We start from the raw sequence: 19,328 nt of genomic DNA, 5'->3' as shown, positions 1-19,328 counted from the left end.
TAAATGGAATCCGCCAAAACATCATTGCCGCAGGCAGGCAAGATGCTTGTAGTTCATTTCATACAATCATTTTTGAGGGCACTAAAATAAGCATATTCCGCTGATGGAACAAGAGGATGTTATTTCGCGCAGAACAAAGAGGTTTCCCGCAATGACGCCGAGGAAGTGCGCTACGACGCGAAGATCGCTCGCAGCGGCGCCAAGGCGCGACGGTCGCAGTGTTGATATCACGATCTCTATTTTACCGCAAAGTGCAGAAATACGCAGAGATCAGGTTTAAAGCGCAAGGTCGATAAAAGCCGCCAGAGTAAAGAGTACAGAAAACAGACAAAGGAGACCACAATCCAATACGCATCACGCGGCTTTTATACCAGGCCTTCGTGTTTCTTTGGCCTTTCTGCCTTCGTGGCATTTCCTGTTCTTTGCAGAGGTGCTGTGCTGGTGCCAATCCGTTGGGCTTCGGGGGAGCCGCTTGCGACTTGTCCGAGTGGCTTCTGTGAACAAACAACGTCCCGCAGCAAATATCGATCAAACGGTATATTCACTTTTCTGATACCGGTTCCTGTAATCCTGCGGCGACAACCCGGTTATTTTCCGGAATACCTCCCGGAACGCTTTGTCATCGGAATACCCCACATCCATCATCACCTCAAGTACGGTTTTACGGCCTTTTTCCAGCTCCCTTTTTGCAGCTTCAATTTTTACACGTTGCAGGTACTCTACGGGAGTATTACCGGTAGCCTTAATAAAGCGCCGGTCAAAATTGCGGCGGCTGACGGCCAGTTGCACGGCTAATTTCTCAAAAGAGATCCGGGTATCCAAATGCTCTTCGATATAGGTCTGCGCATCCCGTATCACCTCGTCCCCATGCTCCTTCTGGATCTGAAAGATCGTGAACGGAGATTGCGTGGTTCGCTCTACATCGATCTGGAAAACCTTTGAGCAAATGATCGCGATGGAATGGTCAAACAGCTTTTCCACAAGGTAAAGCATCAGGTTCAGAAATGAATAGGCCCCGCCATTGGTATAGATGCCGTTTTCGTGCGTAATGATCTTACCGGTTGCAATGTTTACCCCGGGGAACATGCGCCCGAATTCCTCCACTTTGTTCCAGTGGATGGAGCAGGCCCGGTTTTCAAGAAGCCCGGTAGCGGCCAGCAAAAAACCACCGGAGCACATGCTGGCCACCTCTGCCCCGCACTTGTATTGCAACCGGATCCATTCAAGCAGCTGCTGGTTCCGCTGCACGGCTTCCTCATATTCACCCAGTACGGCCGGGATCAATACCAGGTCGGTATTTCGAATCTCCCGGATATCCACCGGCCGGATGGCCAGGTAACCGTTATGCGATCTTACTTCTGGTGCAAAACCGGCGATCTCGACGTTCAATAAAGAAGGATGCCCGGCACGCTTCCAGTATTCGTTGGCCTGACATAGGATATCATATGCCCCGCCGATCGTGTTTACATTGACCCTGCAATCCGGCACCACAATGGTTATTTGCTTCATAAAAATTGTTTTTACAAAGGTACACTACATACTTGTCCAAATCGCCCCCGATCAAAGTCCATTTTACACACCGGCCATAAACTTTTAAGACAATAGCTTTGTTCCTGTTCCCCCGGAAATAAAAGAATCGATCCGGATCGGGAAGAAGCCTCATTTTTAAACCTAAAAAAGAAACAATGCAACACAACGATTTTAACACAGCGATCCGGGTGACCGAAACGCCCGGGCAGGTCTTTAACGCCATCAACAACGTGCGCGGATGGTGGAGTGAAGAGATCATGGGACCAACCGCAAACCTGAACGACGAATTTCTTTATCATTATAAAGACGTTCACATCTGTAAGTTAAAGCTAACAGAAGTGATCCCCGGCAAAAGGGTAGTTTGGCTGGTCCTGGACAACTCATTCAATTTTGTGAAAGACCAGAGCGAATGGAAGGGCACAAGGATCATTTTTGACATATCCGAAAAGAATGGGCAAACTGAGCTCCACTTTACCCACGAGGGGCTGGTACCGCAACATGAATGTTACAATATCTGCCGGGACGCATGGACCAATTATATCCGCAACAGCCTTTATCAGCTCATCACCACCGGTAAGGGAGCGCCCAACGCCAGGGAAGACGGCTTCAACGAGGAGCTGCTCAAAAAATGGAAAATGCAGGCAGTCTGAGAATGACTTTTAAACAGGATGCGTTTCATCATTTACATTACTCACAGCACCTCTTTATTTATCTTTCAATAAATACGATATATGAAAGACCCCAATTTCACCGTTTCCATCATAACCGACAAAACGCCGGAGGAGGTATTCCATGCGGTGGGCAACATACGGGGATGGTGGACGGAAAATGTTGAAGGGAAAACCCTGCAAGAGGGCGATATCTTTGAAGTGCGCTTTGGCGATGTACACTACTCCCGGCAGCAATTAGCGGAAGTGATCCCTGATAAAAAAGTAGTATGGCTCGTTACCCGCAGCCGGCTTAATTTTCTACAGGACCCCGCGGAATGGAACGGCACCCGGATCTGTTTTGATATCTCGGAACAAAAAGGCCGGACGGAACTTCGTTTTACACATGAAGGACTCCGTCCTGGTATAGAATGCTATAGTGCCTGCTCGAATGCCTGGGCAGACTATATTTCCGGGAGCCTGTGCAACCTGATCGCCAGCGGCAAAGGAAACCCTGCTCTTAAAAGCACGGGATAAACGGCCGCTAAACAGCATTAGCCAAGGTCATAGAAGAATTGAGGCCGGTAACTGCTGCTGTAGATAAATAGTATGGAACCTTCTTTGATCGTTTCGATAATGGAATGACTGAGCTCAACAGGCACTGCAGGACATCCAAAGCTGCGACCCAGGTATCCGAGCTCATTGATGCTCGACTGGCTTACATAAGGGGCACCGTGCAGCACTATAGCCCGTTGCATTGCACGGTCGTTCACTCCCTGTTCCAGTCCTTTCAATTTTAATGAGTAGCCGTTGCCTCCATAGTAAGGCTCATCCGTGAGGTAAAAACCGAGGCTGCTTTTATTGGAAGAAAGGGTATTGCTGAAGGAAGTGGCCATCAATGTGCCAGACCTTCTCCCGTGCGCCGCCCAGGTATTAAAAAGCAGCTTAAAATTCTTAAGATCGAGGATGTACATCCGTTTATTGACACTTGGCTGGTCAAAGTCAACAATGGTGATGATGGAATCATTGAGCACCCTGCCTTCCCCCTTCAGCTCCTCCAGTCCTTCGAGCGCATAGGCAAATGCTTTCTCAGAAAGCCCTTTCATATCCAGGTGCAGGCTGTCGTAAACCATATCTGAACGGCTCATCCCCCATTCAAAAGGCATCCGGTACAGGGTTAAAAAGTTCAGCTCTTCCCTCGCCGGGGCAATGGCAGGGGCGCGCCACGAAATATTTGTCACCGCAACAATTAAAAATACCAGTGGTAATATCTTTTTTGCAATAAAAGCCTTCATCATTAAAAAATCCCTTTTTTAATTCTCAAAAAATCAGATATGGGTCTAAAATGATCCTAAACGAATCATATGGCGGATGAAACATCCAGATCCGGCAGCTACAGGATGTTCCCGGAGAGTCAATGTCCGGTTAACGGACTTTTCCCACAAAAACAACGCAAAGGTACAGCAACAACGGCGCTTTTCTGTTACGAAAAGCTTAAATAAAAGCATTTAATATAATTAAATTTATATATATCTGCTATTCAATGCCTAAAACTTCCTTCGCCAGCCGGATCATTTCCGGCTGACCGGTATGTTTTCCTTTTTCGTCTGATAGCTTTACGGTAGACACCCATCTCCTGTCATCAAACTGAACAGCCGTTAGCTTTACAACAATATTCATGGGCTGCAGTCCTACATCATTGGTAAGATTGGTACCGATGCCGAAGGAAATGCCGATCTTGCCTTTGGTGGCACGGGTGATCCCTGCAACCTTCTCCGTATTCAATCCATCGGAAAAAATGATGAATTTATAGGCGGGATTGATCCCTAATTTTTGATAATGGGCGATCACCTTTTCTGCGTAAGCGACCGGGTCACCACTGTCATGCCGTACCCCGTCAAACAGCTTTGCAAATTTTTTATCAAACTGTTCAAAGAAAACATCGTTGGTATAGGTATCGGACAACGCTACTCCCAGATCTCCGCGATACACATCCGTCCAGTGTTCCAGGCTCAGTGCATTGGCCATGGTGAATCCGTATTTTGCGGCATGAAACATAAACCACTCATGCGCATGCGTGCCGATGGGCTTTGTTTTGGAGCGCATGGCCAGGTGCACATTGCTGGTTCCTACAAAACTTTTTCCGCCATGTTTTGTAAGGGTATCCACCACCAGTTGCTGTACTTCGTATGAATGCCGGCGCCGCGTTCCAAACTCGGCCACCGGCACATCCAGCTCTTTATAGATGCCTGTTTTTTCGATCGTGTTGCTGATCACCGCTTCGTCCGTATCTCTTTTCTGCCCCGTGAGCCGGTAATACAGCTCGCTGATCAGGAACAGCAGCGGCACTTCCCACAGAATGGTACGGAACCAGTGCCCTTCTACCGAAACCTCCAGCCGTCCCCTCTCCTGGGTGATCGTCACTTCTGATGGATCATATGCATATCCTGCCAGGAGGTTGAGATACGCCGCATTCAGGTAGGGGCAATTGGCGGCAAGATAGCGGTGTTCTTCCTTCGTCAGCCGCAGCGTTGCCATTAAGGCAACCTGTTCTTTCAACGCATCCCCAAATCCCTCCGGGAATAAATGTGCCCCCCGGTTGATGAACGAGTACCTAGCCTTCACATCCGGGAACAACTGCGTAACGGCACACTGCATTGTAAACTTGTAAAAGTCGTTGTCAAGGATCGACGGGGAGGGAAAAAACGTTTCAGTATTCATTGTTCAAACCTACACAAAATTGTTTAGAGAATTGAGGATTGAGATTTGAACTGTCAGCAATCAGCATCCAGTCATTAGCCTTCAGGGATCAGCTATCAGACCGTTTACGATCGTTGTTTTGGCAGTGATGGAATGTTCCATCATATCCCCGCCGCGATCTTCACGAAACCTTTGCGTTTACGGTTAGATCAGGCACCGGAACCTGGGGGCGCATCCAGCATCCCGCCCTCAAAAATATCCCGTCCCCGCCGCATGATATGTTCTTTTTACCGTTCTTTGCACTATGGCTATACAGGTAGGGATCATCATGGGCAGCGACAGCGATTTACCGGTAATGGAACCGGCAGCAGCTGTTCTGAAAACATTGGGAATCGATTATGAAGTAACCGTTGTATCTGCGCACCGTACCCCGTTGCGTATGGTAGAATATGCACAAAAAGCAAAGGGACGTGGTTTAAAAGTGATCATCGCCGGTGCCGGCGGTGCGGCGCATCTGCCGGGAATGGTAGCCTCCATCACCGCACTCCCGGTTATTGGTGTTCCGGTAAAATCGAGCAACTCTATCGACGGCTGGGATTCAGTGCTCAGCATCCTGCAAATGCCCAATGGCGTGCCCGTTGCCACCGTTGCGCTGAATGCGGCTAAAAACGCCGGCATCCTTGCTGCACAGATCATCGGGGCTGCCGATGATGTCATCTATAAGAAAGTAGCAGATTATAAAACCGAACTGGAAGCCGAAGTACTGCAGAAGGCAGCACGTTTGAAGAAATCGGGGCAACCCAATGGGTTCGATGCCTGAGATCTGCACGAATACATTGAATTTGAAAATATGGGAATGTGAAAGTGCGAAAATGAGGATCCCGGATTTCCAAAAGAAAATCGAACACCAGGCACAAAACCGCAACTGCAACCTCAAACATCAAATCTCAAACAAGCACCGGATCCGTATCGGTAGTGGACTATTGTTCCTCTAATACCACAAACTCCTGCTCCCATCCCAATGAATGTTCATAAAGCATAGCGATCCATTCACTCCCGTACCGGGCATAAAACGGGATAAAGTTCTCGATCCGCTCCTGCAGGTTATTCAGCGGAAACAGCTGCTCTTTTAGTTTCGTTACCTGGTTCATGGCATCGGAGTTGTTCCGCTTTTCGGCCCGAAGCATTTTCTTTCCCAGATCACTGATTCGCTTTCCTGCAGTTTTTTCCAAAGCTGCTATATGCCCGATCAATGTAGTATCCACAGCACCAGCCTGTTCTTTCAGCCCATTGTAAATCTCTTGCATACCATTGAAGGCTTCTTTCACTTCCAGGTTCTTGTCAGAATGGGCGTGTACCCAATCGTTCTTAAGATCATGCAGCGATTGGAAGAGCTGTACCGGCCGGAAGCCCAGTTTTTGCACCATTGCTGCCTGTTGCCGGTTGATCAGCAAAAATGAGTTCCGCAATACCAGCAGCGGGTAAGGCACCCCGTAGTGATCAAATATTTTTTTTAGCTGGATCCAGTAGGCCAGCTCTCCCCCTCCGCCCACAAACATAAGATTGGGCAGGATCATTTCCTGGAACACAGGGCGCAAAATAACATTGGGACTAAATCGCTCGGGGTGCTCCTCCGTTTCTTTCAGGATCGCTGCTTTGGTAAATGACCAGGAGGTGCCCACTACCTTCCAAAGATCACCCATACGCTCGATCCGGTAACGCCCCTCATCAGTTAAATAAAACAGGTTGATCTCGCGTCCATGCGCCTGCACCTTATATCCTGCCGCCGTCAGCTGGTTTGCTGTTTCTTCAACCATCGCCGAGGACCGGCTGTTCAGCAGCTCATCTTTGAACAGATCGATGGCCACCGATTTTAGTTTGGCATTGTCGGGGATCACCACGATCAATCCGTATTCAGCAAACAAAAAGTTCACCAGATGAAACGTGGCCTCCTGTATGGACCTTCCCTTTTCATAAAAGCTTCTCAAATGCCCGGCGATCTCGTTTCCAAGTGGCAGCACCCCGGCCTGCGCCTCTATCCGGCCGATCAGCTCCAGCAAGGCAGCATCAACCTTCATCCTTCCTACCGCGCCGGTCTGATCCGTCTGCCATTCCAGCTTCTGCCCGCTCATGAAAAGATGTCCCAATTCCTCCAGGTCTGCATCCTCGCTTCCCATATAGTACACCGGCACAAAATCGTAACCTGGATATTGCTGTTTGTTTTGCCCGGCAAGCCGGATGGCATGCAGGATCTTGTAAATAAAATAAAGGGGGCCTGTAAATACATTGGGTTGGTGCGCAGTGATCGTGGTAAAAGTTGTCTGCTTTTTCAGCAGCTCCAGGTTTGCCTTTACCTGGTCCGATACCGGAACGCCTGCATATTGTTTTTGCAATACCTGTACCAGGAGCTCCCGGTTGATGGTTACGGCTTCCCTTCGCTCAATGAGTTTGGGAACAGCTGCTGCTTCAGGAAAAGCATTATAAAAAGGTTTCAGCTTTTCATCCTTACTCAAATATTCCTGTACCAGCCTGCTAAAAGCGCCGGTTTCCGCGTAAGAAAGATTTAAGGTCTTACAGTCCATACATTTATATTGCAATCCAAAATGAAAATACAATAACATTTTTAAAGTGAAATAGTTTTATTTTTAGCAAATGATCATCTTAATACAATGTACCGATCAGGTGGGGCTGGTGGCTGCCGTTTCCAAAGTGATGGCCGATGCGGACCTCAACATCATCTCCATGCGCGAATATGTGAATGCTGAAGCAAACCGTTTTTATCTCCGGCTGGAAATCGCAGACGGAGACATTAAGGCTTCGCAGGTTGAAGAACAGCTGCTGAAGGTGCTTCCATCCAATTGCTCTATTTTTATCAATACTGCTGTAAAAAAAAGAGTGGCCGTCCTGGTCACAAAAGAATACCATTGCCTGGGCGATATCTTACTGCGGAATTATTTCAACACCCTTGGCGCCTCAGTAGCATGTGTGGTCGGTAACCACGAAACGCTCCGGTCGCTCACCGGAAAATTCGACATCCCCTTCCATTATGTGGATCACCAGGGTCTTTCAAAAGAGGCTTTCGAAGAAGCGGTATCTGCAGTGTTGAAGGGGTATACCTTCGATTACATCATTCTGGCAAAATTCATGCGGATCCTTTCGCCCGGGTTTGTAGCAGCCCACCCGCACCGGATCATCAATATCCATCATTCTTTTCTGCCGGCCTTTGTAGGTGCCAGCCCGTACCGGCAGGCATACGAACGCGGAGTAAAAATGATCGGGGCAACAGCCCATTTTGTTACCGACACCCTGGATGAAGGTCCTATTATTGCCCAGCAGATCATTCCGGTAAACCATGCCTATTCAATTAAAGACATGGTAACGCTGGGCAAAGAGATCGAAGAATCGGTGCTGGCAAAAGCGCTGCAGCTGGTATTACAGGACCGGGTGATCGTAGACGGGAATAAGACGGTGGTTTTTGAAAATTAAACAACTGCCAGGGTTAGTTGTGCGATCTCTTGTGTTTATTCCAGGTTTAGCGTTTTCCCGGTCGTGACCGGAATCAGGCCGGGTCCGTTTTGATGTCCGGTGTTGGATACCCGATTCCCGGTGCTCATTGTGGGTTCCGGAACACTGCTTTTCCCGCTGATCAGAAGAAATTAAAATACAAAACGCCGCCACTAACAGCCGGCTATATGTAAATATGTAACAGGGCTTCACGGATTTCACAGTCAGGCACCGACTTAAAACGATTCAATACAAATCGGTGCAAGTCTGTGCCATCAGTAAGCATAAAAAACATAAAACCGGATCATTAGATGGAATCTGCGCAGATAGAACCAAGCAAATGCTTCATACCGGAACAGCGAAACAGGATCTTTGCAGATCTGCGTAGATGATGGCTGATGACACATGGAAAGAACGATCAATAAGAAACCACGAAAAGATCCGAAGGAAGCCAGTCCGCTAAAATAAAAAATCCCGCCACGCGAGCGGGATCAATATCATCCATAAGCGGCGATGGCATCAGGTCCCTTTTTTGCGGGTGATCATCCCGTAAATCCATAATAAAAGCACTGCTCCCAAAATAGCAAAGGCAAACCCCTTGAACGACCAGTTCCCGTTGATAGGAATACCCAACACCTGTGTTCCGATCCATCCGCCCACAAAGGCTCCCGCAATACCAATGATGATCGTTACGATCCACCCTCCGGGGTCTTTACCGGGGTGTAGGGCTTTAGCAATAGCACCTGCTATCAATCCAAAAATGATCCAAGATAAGATACCCATAGTTTTTTTGTTTTAACAAGGTGAAATAAAGTTTTCGTTCTTTAAAGTTACCATAAAAAAACATGCCAAAAAAACAATTTACCGTTAAGGAACAGGTAGTTATCAACAGGTTATTCCCCTATAACCCGCTCTATTCTTCCTGCCAGCATCATAAAATCGGCCAGGGCAATGGCGGTAACTGCTTCTACAATCACCGGTGCGCGCAGGGCTACACAAAGATCATGACGGCCTTTGACAGAGAAATCCTCCATATGACCGGTTTCCCAGTTGAGGCTGTGCTGGGGCCTGGGTGTAGATGCCGTAGGCTTGATGGCAATGCGAAAAACCAGCTCGTTCCCATTGGTTATGCCACCCACAATTCCTCCGGCATGATTGCTGGTTGTTTTGCCTTCATTGTTTTCTATAGGATCGTTGTGCTGGGAGCCAAACATTTTTGCAGCGGCAAAGCCGGATCCGAATTCCACGCCTTTTACAGCAGGAATGGTAAACAGCAGGTGTGCCAAAACCGATTCCATAGAATCAAAATAAGGCTCTCCCAATCCTACGGGCAATCCATTTACGCGGCATTCGATCAGCCCTCCTACGGAGTCCTTCGCCTCAATGGCTTTCTGCAGCCCGTTTTCCGGATCCGGGTCCCCGCCTATTTCGACGATCCGCGCTTCTATGGAAACATTGCGGAGCAGCTTTTTGGCGATGACGCCCGCGGCCACCAGGCCTGTTGTCAAACGCGCGCTGAAATGCCCGCCACCCCGGTAATCTTCAAAACCGCCAAACTTTTTGTGCGCCACAAAATCGGCATGACCCGGCCGGGGAAAGCTCCTTATCTTTTCGTAGTCCCCACTCCTGGTATTCTTATTTTCAAAATAGATCATCACCGGGAAGCCCGTGGATTTTCCGTTAAATACGCCACTTTTAAACAGGGGGATATCGTCTTCCTTTCTGGGTGTAGCGCCTTTCTGTGTGCCTCCTTTGCGGCGTTCCATATCCGGCAGGAAATCCTCCACCGGAAGATCCAGTCCGGCGGGGAGGCCATCTATTACAATACCCACACATTCACCATGTGATTCGCCAAAGATCTGTACCCTGAATAATTGTCCGAATGCATTCATTGTTAAAATATTTTTTAGCTTTCAGCGATCAGCCTTCAGCTGTCAGTTACCCGCAGTCAGCTATCAGTCATTGACCATTGCCTATTCCCCGTTTTTATCTGAGTAAGTTTCGTTCAGCGCATTTCTGTAATCCAGCCCACCGGTAACCGTTGCCCCCAGCTCTTTTAAGTGATCATAGAAATCGGGGTAAGATTTATTGATCGCTTCTGCCTCTTCGATCGTAACAGGGCCATCCGCTCTCAGCGCTGCTGTGGCACAGGCCATCGCGATCCGGTGATCGTGCCGGGAATGCACCACCGCGCCTTTCACGGCACCGCCATGTACCCTCATGATGTCGCTATCCAGATCTACCCGGATTCCCATTTTGCCAAACTCTTCCTGCAGGGTGACACCCCGGTCGCTTTCCTTATGTGCCAGCCGGCTTACGCCTTTTATTTTGGTGATGCCTTTGCAGTTTGCTGCCAGCGCTACCAGCGGGGGAAACAGGTCGGGACAATCCGTCGCGTCAAATGTAAATGCTTGCAATGGCGCCGCATGCAGCACGATCCCTTTTGCCTCCATGGCAATGCCGGCTCCGGCAGCCATTAAGGCTTCGATGATCTTTTTATCGGCCTGCGTACTGGTTTGCTGAAGCCCCTGCACCCGGATATCACCGGCTATAGCACCGGCTACCAGCAAAAAGGCGCCGCCGCTCCAGTCACCCTCAACCGTGTAGTCTATTTGAGATTTGAGATTTGAGATTCGGGATTCGGGTTGGGACGCGGCAAATGTGAACGTTTCATAATTGTTATTTTCCGGAACCCGCAGACCGAATTGCTGCATGACGTTCAGCGTAAGATCAATATAGGGCTTGCTCTTCAGGTCGTTTACGCGGATGATTACCGGGTCCGGCGCAGGAACGGCCGCAAACGCCATCAGCAGTCCCGTAAGGAACTGGGAACTCAAAGAGCCGTCAATCGTGATCTCTCTGGGTTGTAAAGGGCCATTGACCTTCAGTGGCAGTTTACCGTTATTGGAAACGATCGAAACTCCCAGTTGCGGCAGTACCTGGTCAAAGAAATCCATGGGCCGGGTAACCAGGCTGCCAGCTCCGTTAATGGTCACTTCATTTTTGCACAATGCAACAATGGGGGTAAACATCCGTATGCTCAGACCACTCTCGCCACAGTTCACCGCAGCTTCTTTTGAAACAATCGCCGCCGGGTCGTTTAAAAATGAACTTTCAATTTCAATGGTTTCCCGGTCTACTTCGGTAATCACTGCCCCCAATGACCGGATGATACCCATAGCGGCTATATCGTCATTGCTGTGCCCCGGATTTTTGATCACTGCTTTTTGCATTGAAAGCAATGCCGCGGCACAGGCCCGCTGCATGGAGCTTTTGGATGCTGCGGCATAAATATTACCGGCTAATTTTGAAGGATGTATGGTTCTGTTCATTTGAGATTTGAGATTTGAGATTTCAGCATTCAGCTGTCAGTTTTCAGCTAACTATCTGCCCCTGAAACTTCGGGGCAGCTTTTAGCAGATCGCTCATCACTTTTATAATTTGTTAATGATTTTTTCCAGTTGCCTCATGGCAATGGGTTTTACAATCCCCTGTCCGATCTTGTTAAGCAATACGAAGTTCATTTCTTTTTTCTCGCGTTTCTTATCCATCTTGAGGCCATTAAACACCTTTTGCTTGTCGAAGCCGGCATAAGTAGGCAGCCGGTATTGTTCCAGGAGCGCTACCACCGCTGCGGTTTGAGTAAACCCGGTTATTTGCTCCGAAATATGACAGGCATAGGTAGTACCAATGGCAACAGCCTGCCCGTGCATGAGCTCATATTCTTTTTCCAGGGCATGCCCAATGGTGTGCCCCAGGTTCAATAAGCGGCGGTCTCCTTTTTCAAATTCATCTTTCTGTACCACTTTGGTCTTGATCAGGGCATTGCGCCGGATCAGGCCGCTCAGTTTCTTTTTGTCTTTTTGATAAGAAGAAAGCGACTCCTGCTGCAGCTGCTTAAACATGGGTGCATCTTTGATACAGGCATGCTTGATGATCTCTGCAAAGCCGTTTTCCCACTCGCTTTGGGGCAGCGATTGCAGGAACGCCACATCATGCAGGATAAAGGAAGGCTGCCGGATGATGCCCACGAGGTTCTTATACCGGTCCACATCAATACCATTCTTGCCCCCGATGGAAGCGTCTACCAGGGCAAGGATAGACGTAGGCACAAACCCGAAGCGGATGCCGCGCATATACACTGAGGCAATATAGCCGGTCAGATCCGTGATCACCCCACCGCCCACTCCCACTAGTACGGTTTTCCGGTCGGCTTCCATTTTTATAAGGGTATCGATCACCTCGTCTACGGTAGCCTGTACCTTGTATTCCTCACCTGGCTTCAGCACGATCACATTCAACCCTTTGAAGGCAGCGGTGTGGGCCTTAAAAACATTTTCATCCGTAATGATCACCAATGATCTTTTGTCAGCGATCCTGGTTATCTGCTTAAAAGAGCTGTCAAAATAAAAATGCGTGGAAGCATTTGAGAATTTTATAACTTTTTCCATTCCTGATGATAAATAGTGAATAGTGAATGGTGAATAGTTCATAGACCATAGTTTAAGGAACCCTATCCGCTATAATCTATGAACTATGATCTGTGAACTATTGTGCGTCCATTATATTTTTCTGGTGATTGATGCTCTCCAGATGCACGGCATCCAGGTACTTCATGATGAAGTCTTTGCTCAATCCCAGCTTTTCGCCTTTCGCCATCATTTTATCTAAGATCTCCTGCCATCGGTTGGTTTGCAGGATGGTGAGGTTATTTTCTTTTTTATACTGGCCGATCTTATCAGCGATCTTCATCCGCTGGGAAAGGATCTGCAGCATTTCATCATCCAGGTGGTTGATCTGCTGGCGCAGTTTTTCCAGTCCGCCCTGCAGCTCAGAGTTCTCTTTACTTTCCTTTCTCCAGACAATCGCTTCCAGCATTTCTTTTAGACGCTCGGGCGTTACCTGTTGTTTGGCATCGCTCCAGGCATTGTCCGGATCGATATGCGACTCGATCATCACGCCGTCGTAGTCGAGGTCGATCGCTTTTTGCGCCACATCAAACAGCCCGTCGCGGTTACCGCAGATATGTGAGGGATCGTTGATGATGGGCAGATCGGGAAAGCGCAGCTTCATTTCAATGGCCAGGTGCCACATGGGCGCATTGCGGAATTGCGTATTACCATAGGAAGAAAAGCCCCGGTGGATCAACCCGATATCCTTTACACCGGCACGGGCAATGCGTTCCACGCCTCCGCCCCAAAGCTCCAGGTCGGGGTTGATCGGGTTTTTTACCAGCACAGGAACATCAACCCCTCTCAGGGCATCGGCTACTTCCTGAACGCTGAAAGGGTTTACCGTGGTGCGCGCCCCAATCCACAGGATGTCCACGTCAAAGGTCAGTGCCGCCTCTACCTGTTTTGCAGTGGCCACTTCTACTGCTGTTGGCAGGCCGGTCGCCTTTTTTGCCGCCTGCATCCAGGGCAATCCTTTGGCGCCTATGCCTTCAAACATACCGGGCTTGGTTCTTGGCTTCCAGATGCCGGCGCGCAGTGCATCTACCTTACCGGTTGCCGCCAGGCGCTGTGCCGTGGCTATTACCTGTTCTTCCGTTTCAGCGCTGCAAGGCCCACTGATAACGATGGGACGTTTTGTCCATACCTGTTGTGTTTTTTCTTTATCCGTCATTTCAAGAGTTTTCATTTTTTCCTGTGAATTTTTAAATTATATATTTCGTTCTTTATTTGATGATGCGTTTGATCTTGTTGGCGTCGTTGATCAATGCCTGTAAACGCCCGGGGTCATTTTCCTGTATCGACTCCTTGAACTTTGTGAGCTGGTCGATATGCGCCGTCAGTACATCGATGATATTGTCTTTGTTCTGCAAAAAAATGGGCACCCACATATCCGGGTTGCTCTTTGCAAGCCGCACCGTACTTTCGAAACCCGCCGAGGCAATTTCAAAAATAGCACTCTCCACTTTTTCCTTTTCCAGAACCGTGTTGGCCAGTGCAAACGAAGTGATGTGGCTGATATGGCTTACATAGGCCACATGAAGATCGTGCGCTCCGGCTTCCATTTCCACAATGCGCATGCCGATCTTGGCATACATTTTTTCCACCCATCCCAGGGCATCGGCATCCGATTCACCGGGGTTGCAGATGATGACCGCCTTTCCTTCAAAAGCACCACGTACAGCCGATTTGGGGCCACTGTACTCGGTTCCCCACATGGGGTGCGTGGCAACAAAGCGGCCGCGTTTGGGATGTTGTTTCAGCACATCGATCACCGATGACTTTGTAGATCCCATATCCATAACGATCTGGTCGGTTACCTGGTCCATTATCTGCGGCAGCAAATGCACCATCTTGTTCACCGGAATGGCCAGCACGATGACCTCTGCCGCGCTTATGGCTTCTTCCAGCGACAGGAATTCATCTACCAGCTCATACTCCAGCGCCTGCTCCGCGTGTACTTTGCTGGCTTCCACACCGATCAGCCTGGACGACAATTTCTTCTCGTGCAACTGGAGTGCCATCGATCCTCCGATCAGGCCCACCCCTACAATTGCGATTCTTTTACGATTGACCATTGGTTCTTTACACTTCAGACGTTAGACTATAGATTTTAGACCTTAGATTTTAGATAATAGATCTCAGATACCGGATGCCCGGTTCTCAATACTCGATTCTCAATTCTCAATTCTGATCTTCGCTATTTGCGCGCTTACCCGGTCGATGGCGGCTTCAAAGCGTTCGATGGACCCGCACAAGCTGATGCGGATGTACCGGTCGCCGGCATCGCCAAAGATCCCGCCGGGCGTTATGAACACATCGGCATTATATAACACCGCATCCGCCAGTTCATACCCGTCTTTATATCCCTGGGGGATGGCCGCCCACATAAACAGGCCTACCTGATCCTTCGAATAGGTACATCCCAGCAGATCCAGCAGGTCATATACCTTTTCCCTCCGGGCCCTGTAAACCGCGTTCACTTCATCATGCCAGTCCCGGCCCAGGCTTAACGCCGCAGCTGCAGCCAGCTGCAGGGGCAGGAACATGCCGCTGTCCATATTACTCTTAAACCGCAGCACCTCGTTGACCCGGTCTGCCGCCCCGCAAAGAACCCCTACGCGCCAGCCCGCCATATTGTGCGACTTGCTGAGCGAATTCAATTCCAACGCTACCTCTTTTGCTCCCTCGATGCTGAGAATGCTGGCCGGGCGGTCATTGAGGATAAAGCTATACGGATTATCGTGCACCAGTAAGATCCCGTGCTTTTTTGCAAAAGCGACCAGGTCCTTCATCACCTCCACATCCGGCTGCTGCCCTGTTGGCATCTGCGGATAGTTTACAAACATCAGCTTTACCCGGGAAAGATCTTTTGCAGCCAGCGCTTCCAGATCCGGCTGATAGCGGTGCTCCTCCTTCAGCTCATAATTGATGCATACTCCCCCGGCAATGGTTACATTGCTCCGGTAAGTCGGATACCCCGGGTTGGGTACCAGGGCCGCATCCCCTTCATTCAGATAGGTCATACAGATATGCATGATCCCTTCCTTACTGCCAATGAGGGGCAGTATCTCGGTTTCCGGGTTCAGTTCCACACCATACCATTTCCGGTACCAGTCTGCAAAGGCCTGGCGCAGCACCGGGCTGCCTTTATAGTTCTGATACCCGTGTACATTGGGTTTTACCGCTTCTTCCTGTAATGTCCGGATCACTTCCGGATGCGGCGGCAGATCGGGACTGCCGATACCGAGGTTGATGATATTTTTCCCCTGTTTGTTCAGCCCGTCGATCTCCCGCAGCTTTTTGGAGAAATAATACTCCCCCACTCCATTAAGTCTTTTCGCTATTTCCATGAACCTCTTTTGTAAATGCCATATACTTTTAAACCGGTGGTCACTGGTTTTATCTTATCCATCATTTTCTCAAAATCATTTATCTGCTCAAATTCCATATCCGCATGGAACTGGTACCGGAACTGGGTTCCGGGGATGGGGAAGCTCTGCAGCTTGGTAAGGTTCACTTTCTCCTTTGCGATGATGGAAAGCACCTTGGCCAGGCTTCCTTTGGAATGATCCGTATGAAAATTAATGGAAGCTTTGTCGCCTTCGGCCGCCGCCGGCAGGTCCTCCCGGCGGCGCAGCACGAGGAAGCGCGTATAATTGTTCTTCAGTGTCTGGATCTTTGGCGCAATGACCTTCAACCCGTAAAGCTCAGCAGCCAGCTTACTGGCAATTGCCGCAATGTGCCGGGCCTTATGCTGTGCTATATGACGGGCGCTGAGCGCCGTATCTTCCGCGTCTACCAGTTTCCAACGGAATTGGTCCAGGTATTCATAGCACTGCTGCAGGGCCATGGTATGCGAATGCACTTCTTTGATGTCCTCCAGCTCCACATCCTGGTTTACCAGCAGGTTCTGGTTGATCTGCATATATACTTCACCTATAATCCGCAAGTCGCTGCCCTGCAATAAGTTATAGTTTGGAAGAATGCTCCCGGCGATGGAATTTTCGATGGCCATCAGGCAGCCATCAGTGCGGTCCGGATCCTTTGCCGCCGCAATCACTTCTTTAAAGGTATCGCAACACTCTACCGTAACCTGTTTTTTAAAATAGAGGTTGGCGGCTTCCTGATGAAAACTTCCTTCATAGCCCTGTATGGCCATATGCACGGTTCCTGCCTGAGTTGTTTCTCTTATCATTTTTCTTCCTACTGGTATGTTATAAAAAAAATCCCGGCCTTTTCGCCGGGATTCTTTTATGTTGAATATGTTGGTATAAAATTATTTCAACAAAAATGCACCCGGCTTTCCGCTAAAAAAGAAGAAGCTAAAATAAAACCAGGTATAAAATTTTGTTGCGCGTATCATTTAGGGCTCAAATATAAAACGAAAATTCAAATTGCAAAATAAATATTTAAAAAATATTCTATAACTAACGGTAGTTTTTAATAATGTCCGAATTTTCAGCGGGGCCGGATCCGGCATCAAAAGCCCGGGGAAATCCCTGCTTCCGGAAGAAGCCGGCGACCATCTGCTGCCCTCCTTTTTCAGACAACAGCGCAAGCCTTCCTTCCTCAAAAAACAGGAAGAAAAAAAATAACCTTCTTCCTGATTATTTTTTAACAAATGTCCGATAAATCATATATTTGCACGTCATTATATATTTACAATTGTTTTTGTAAATCTTGGAGAGGCGATAGACGCTGCTCCGACAAATATATCAAAACCACAAAAATATGAACCATTCCAAAACCCTCCTTTTAGCCTTAGCTATCTGCTCCTTTGGCAGTGCGCGTGCGCAGGTAAGTGCAACTCATCCGTACACGGCTCCCCACTCCGTCTACGGGCCGGCTTCGGTTACTGATTCGCAGTATTATTCGAAGAAAAAGCAACAACAATTCCGTGATTTCGTGAACGGCGAGACTGATTTCCCGCCCAAGCCGCGGGATATGTGGGAAATTGGTATCAAAGGCGGTTTATTCAGCATAAACGGGGATGTACGCTCTGAGATGCTGAGCCCCGGTTTTGGTGCCCACATCCGGAAATCGCTGGGGCATACCCTGTCTTTGCGACTGGAATATATGTATGGCATTGCCAAGGGACAGGACTGGCGTCCGTCTTCCGGTTATAAATTTACCGGCATGCAGAATCCCTGGTACTATCGCTATCAGCGTAATAGTGTATTGCCGGGCGGAAACGTATGGAATCCCATCAACTTCCCCAATGTTTATTATAACTACAAGACCACTGTACAGGAGCTGAGCCTGCAGCTGATCGCCAATGTTCATAATATCCGCTTTTACAAGCCTCAATCCGGCGCTACCTTCTATGTATTGGGAGGTTTGGGCGTTACCACCTGGGATGGCCGTGTGAACGCCATGCATGAGGTAAGGGGGGATGCTGAAAGCGCTGCCTACGATTACAGCTCCATCAACGGCACCAGCAAGAAAGATGTGCTGAAACAGCTGAAAGACCTGCAGGATGATATGTATGATACGCCGATCGAAGCCGATCCGAGCATCCGTTATTCGCATGTGTTTGCCGGTTCCGTTGCCGCTTCCGTTACAGGAGGTGCAGGTCTGGCGCTCCGTTTGAGCCCGCGTTTCAACATCGCGCTGGAAGACCGGATCATCTTTAACGGTTCCGACCTGCTGGATGGCCAGCGCTGGACCAACCAGGGTACACTCAGCCCGGATAAGGATTTTATGAACTACCTTACCCTGGGTATCAATTATAATGTAGGTTCTAAAAAGAAAAGAGTCGAGCCCCTGTACTGGCTGAACCCGCTGAACTATGCTTATGGCGAACTGCGCCGCGTACCGGAGATCGTTCTTCCGGATTCAGATGGCGACGGCGTTACCGATCAGTTCGACCAGGAGCAAACCCCTGCCGGTTGCCCGGTTGATACGCATGGTGTAAGCCGCGATACTGATGGCGATGGCGTTCCGGATTGTAAAGATAAAGAGATCATCACGCCGACCTATTGCCAGCCGGTAGATGCAGACGGTGTTGGAAAATGCCCCTGCCCGGACGACTGCAAAGTAGCCGAGCCTGAATGCGCTACCCTGCTGGGAGCTTTACCAGGCGTAACATTCAAATCCAATTCAAATACGCTTTCTGCCGATGCGGCTGCTTCCCTGGCCGTTGTTGCTTCTAAATTAAGAGCAAACCCCAACTGTAAAGTAGTAGTGGTTGGATATTGCGCGGCAACCAAACGCCAGCAGCAATTGAGCTGGGATCATGTAAATAAAGTGATCACACACTTACAGGAAAAAGAAGGCATCAGCGGAGATCGATTTATCTTCTCTTCCGGCCAGGAAGGTGGAGATTGCAACACGGTCGACATCCGTGCAGCGGCTCCGGGCGAGGACGGACCCAATACCGTAGCTCCTCCGCACCCGAACCTTCGCAAAAAATAGTCACTTTTTGCTATAACAAATACATCCCTGCCCATTTGGGCGGGGATTTTTTTTGATGTTGCCAGATGCCGGGCGCTGG

The 19,328-nt window shown here is 49.0% G+C and carries 17 protein-coding genes; 5 read left to right on the top strand and 12 right to left on the bottom strand.

The features are described from left to right. Positions 1–528 precede the first annotated feature (528 nt). The gene (locus tag B160_RS0102930) at positions 529–1,509 is read right to left on the bottom strand and encodes a GlxA family transcriptional regulator (RefSeq protein ID WP_018626367.1); all 981 of its coding nucleotides are present in this window, start codon (positions 1,507–1,509) and stop codon (positions 529–531) included. Between the two features lie 176 nt (positions 1,510–1,685). Here B160_RS0102930 and B160_RS0102925 point away from each other — a divergent pair, with 176 nt between their 5' ends. Next, a complete protein-coding gene (locus B160_RS0102925; RefSeq protein ID WP_018626366.1) occupies positions 1,686–2,180 on the top strand; it encodes an SRPBCC family protein in 495 nt (164 codons plus the stop codon). Positions 2,181–2,261: 81 nt separating this feature from the next. Then, the gene (locus B160_RS0102920) at positions 2,262–2,714 is read left to right on the top strand and encodes an SRPBCC family protein (RefSeq protein WP_018626365.1); all 453 of its coding nucleotides are present in this window, start codon (positions 2,262–2,264) and stop codon (positions 2,712–2,714) included. Positions 2,715–2,731: 17 nt separating this feature from the next. Here the strand turns inward: B160_RS0102920 and B160_RS0102915 are convergent, their stop codons facing one another. Together B160_RS0102915 and pncB are read right to left on the bottom strand one after the other, a co-directional pair. Next, a complete protein-coding gene (locus B160_RS0102915) occupies positions 2,732–3,475 on the bottom strand; it encodes a murein L,D-transpeptidase catalytic domain family protein (RefSeq protein ID WP_018626364.1) in 744 nt (247 codons plus the stop codon). A 238-nt stretch (positions 3,476–3,713) separates the two neighbouring features. Continuing rightward, a complete protein-coding gene (gene pncB, locus B160_RS0102910) occupies positions 3,714–4,898 on the bottom strand; it encodes a nicotinate phosphoribosyltransferase (protein ID WP_018626363.1) in 1,185 nt (394 codons plus the stop codon). 283 nt (positions 4,899–5,181) lie between these two features. Between pncB and purE the strand changes: the two genes are divergently transcribed. Then, complete coding sequence (gene purE / locus B160_RS0102905) at positions 5,182–5,697, top strand: 5-(carboxyamino)imidazole ribonucleotide mutase (RefSeq protein ID WP_018626362.1); 516 nt, start codon at positions 5,182–5,184, stop codon at positions 5,695–5,697. Positions 5,698–5,857: 160 nt separating this feature from the next. Here purE and bshC read toward each other — a convergent pair whose 3' ends face one another. Next, positions 5,858–7,498, bottom strand: coding sequence for a bacillithiol biosynthesis cysteine-adding enzyme BshC (bshC, locus tag B160_RS0102895; protein ID WP_018626360.1), 1,641 nt, complete (start codon positions 7,496–7,498; stop codon positions 5,858–5,860). 31 nt (positions 7,499–7,529) lie between these two features. On the opposite strand from bshC, the gene purU reads away from it, so the two are divergent. Then, positions 7,530–8,363 (top strand): formyltetrahydrofolate deformylase, encoded by an 834-nt coding sequence (gene purU / locus B160_RS0102890; RefSeq protein WP_018626359.1) that lies wholly within the window; start codon positions 7,530–7,532, stop codon positions 8,361–8,363. 537 nt (positions 8,364–8,900) lie between these two features. On the opposite strand, the gene B160_RS0102880 is transcribed toward purU, so the two are convergent. The 8 genes from B160_RS0102880 to B160_RS0102845 all read right to left on the bottom strand — a co-directional run bounded on the left by B160_RS0102880 (position 8,901) and on the right by B160_RS0102845 (position 17,030). Next, positions 8,901–9,164, bottom strand: a complete 264-nt coding sequence (locus B160_RS0102880; protein ID WP_018626356.1) for a GlsB/YeaQ/YmgE family stress response membrane protein — start codon at positions 9,162–9,164, stop codon at positions 8,901–8,903. A gap of 110 nt (positions 9,165–9,274) precedes the next feature. Continuing rightward, positions 9,275–10,273 carry a chorismate synthase gene (locus B160_RS0102875; RefSeq protein ID WP_018626355.1) on the bottom strand — a complete coding sequence of 333 codons (999 nt, stop codon included), beginning with the start codon at positions 10,271–10,273 and terminating at the stop codon, positions 9,275–9,277. 81 nt (positions 10,274–10,354) lie between these two features. Beyond that, on the bottom strand, positions 10,355–11,713 hold the full coding sequence (gene aroA, locus B160_RS0102870; protein WP_018626354.1) for a 3-phosphoshikimate 1-carboxyvinyltransferase: 1,359 nt from the start codon (positions 11,711–11,713) through the stop codon (positions 10,355–10,357). Between the two features lie 102 nt (positions 11,714–11,815). After that, positions 11,816–12,874, bottom strand: coding sequence for a 3-dehydroquinate synthase (gene aroB, locus B160_RS0102865; protein WP_018626353.1), 1,059 nt, complete (start codon positions 12,872–12,874; stop codon positions 11,816–11,818). A 55-nt stretch (positions 12,875–12,929) separates the two neighbouring features. After that, positions 12,930–14,021, bottom strand: a complete 1,092-nt coding sequence (locus tag B160_RS0102860) for a chorismate mutase (protein WP_026309481.1) — start codon at positions 14,019–14,021, stop codon at positions 12,930–12,932. Between the two features lie 37 nt (positions 14,022–14,058). After that, the gene (locus tag B160_RS0102855) at positions 14,059–14,910 is read right to left on the bottom strand and encodes a prephenate dehydrogenase (RefSeq protein ID WP_018626351.1); all 852 of its coding nucleotides are present in this window, start codon (positions 14,908–14,910) and stop codon (positions 14,059–14,061) included. Between the two features lie 99 nt (positions 14,911–15,009). Next, positions 15,010–16,185 (bottom strand): pyridoxal phosphate-dependent aminotransferase, encoded by a 1,176-nt coding sequence (locus B160_RS0102850; RefSeq protein WP_018626350.1) that lies wholly within the window; start codon positions 16,183–16,185, stop codon positions 15,010–15,012. Then, on the bottom strand, positions 16,176–17,030 hold the full coding sequence (locus B160_RS0102845; protein WP_071596982.1) for a prephenate dehydratase: 855 nt from the start codon (positions 17,028–17,030) through the stop codon (positions 16,176–16,178). Before B160_RS0102845 ends, B160_RS0102850 begins: the two co-directional genes overlap by 10 nt. A 536-nt stretch (positions 17,031–17,566) precedes the next feature. On the opposite strand from B160_RS0102845, the gene B160_RS0102830 reads away from it, so the two are divergent. After that, positions 17,567–19,249, top strand: a complete 1,683-nt coding sequence (locus B160_RS0102830; protein WP_018626346.1) for an OmpA family protein — start codon at positions 17,567–17,569, stop codon at positions 19,247–19,249. The last annotated feature ends 79 nt before the right edge of the window (positions 19,250–19,328 follow it).

This window comes from Niabella aurantiaca DSM 17617 (assembly GCF_000374125.1).
Classification (GTDB): domain Bacteria; phylum Bacteroidota; class Bacteroidia; order Chitinophagales; family Chitinophagaceae; genus Niabella; species Niabella aurantiaca.
Note: the sequence above shows the minus strand (reverse complement) of the source record. Positions and strands in the feature narration are given on the sequence as shown.

Bases quoted from the DNA above. Each gene is read 5' to 3' on its own strand.
- B160_RS0102930 (WP_018626367.1), bottom strand. From the start codon at position 1,509: ATGAAGCAAATAACCATTGTGGTGCCGGATTGCAGGGTCAATGTAAAC.
- B160_RS0102925 (WP_018626366.1), top strand. From the start codon at position 1,686: ATGCAACACAACGATTTTAACACAGCGATCCGGGTGACCGAAACGCCC.
- B160_RS0102920 (WP_018626365.1), top strand. From the start codon at position 2,262: ATGAAAGACCCCAATTTCACCGTTTCCATCATAACCGACAAAACGCCG.
- B160_RS0102915 (WP_018626364.1), bottom strand. From the start codon at position 3,475: ATGATGAAGGCTTTTATTGCAAAAAAGATATTACCACTGGTATTTTTA.
- pncB (WP_018626363.1), bottom strand. From the start codon at position 4,898: ATGAATACTGAAACGTTTTTTCCCTCCCCGTCGATCCTTGACAACGAC.
- purE (WP_018626362.1), top strand. From the start codon at position 5,182: ATGGCTATACAGGTAGGGATCATCATGGGCAGCGACAGCGATTTACCG.
- bshC (WP_018626360.1), bottom strand. From the start codon at position 7,498: ATGTTATTGTATTTTCATTTTGGATTGCAATATAAATGTATGGACTGT.
- purU (WP_018626359.1), top strand. From the start codon at position 7,530: ATGATCATCTTAATACAATGTACCGATCAGGTGGGGCTGGTGGCTGCC.
- B160_RS0102880 (WP_018626356.1), bottom strand. From the start codon at position 9,164: ATGGGTATCTTATCTTGGATCATTTTTGGATTGATAGCAGGTGCTATT.
- B160_RS0102875 (WP_018626355.1), bottom strand. From the start codon at position 10,273: ATGAATGCATTCGGACAATTATTCAGGGTACAGATCTTTGGCGAATCA.
- aroA (WP_018626354.1), bottom strand. From the start codon at position 11,713: ATGAACAGAACCATACATCCTTCAAAATTAGCCGGTAATATTTATGCC.
- aroB (WP_018626353.1), bottom strand. From the start codon at position 12,874: ATGAACTATTCACCATTCACTATTCACTATTTATCATCAGGAATGGAA.
- B160_RS0102860 (WP_026309481.1), bottom strand. From the start codon at position 14,021: ATGAAAACTCTTGAAATGACGGATAAAGAAAAAACACAACAGGTATGG.
- B160_RS0102855 (WP_018626351.1), bottom strand. From the start codon at position 14,910: ATGGTCAATCGTAAAAGAATCGCAATTGTAGGGGTGGGCCTGATCGGA.
- B160_RS0102850 (WP_018626350.1), bottom strand. From the start codon at position 16,185: ATGGAAATAGCGAAAAGACTTAATGGAGTGGGGGAGTATTATTTCTCC.
- B160_RS0102845 (WP_071596982.1), bottom strand. From the start codon at position 17,030: ATGATAAGAGAAACAACTCAGGCAGGAACCGTGCATATGGCCATACAG.
- B160_RS0102830 (WP_018626346.1), top strand. From the start codon at position 17,567: ATGAACCATTCCAAAACCCTCCTTTTAGCCTTAGCTATCTGCTCCTTT.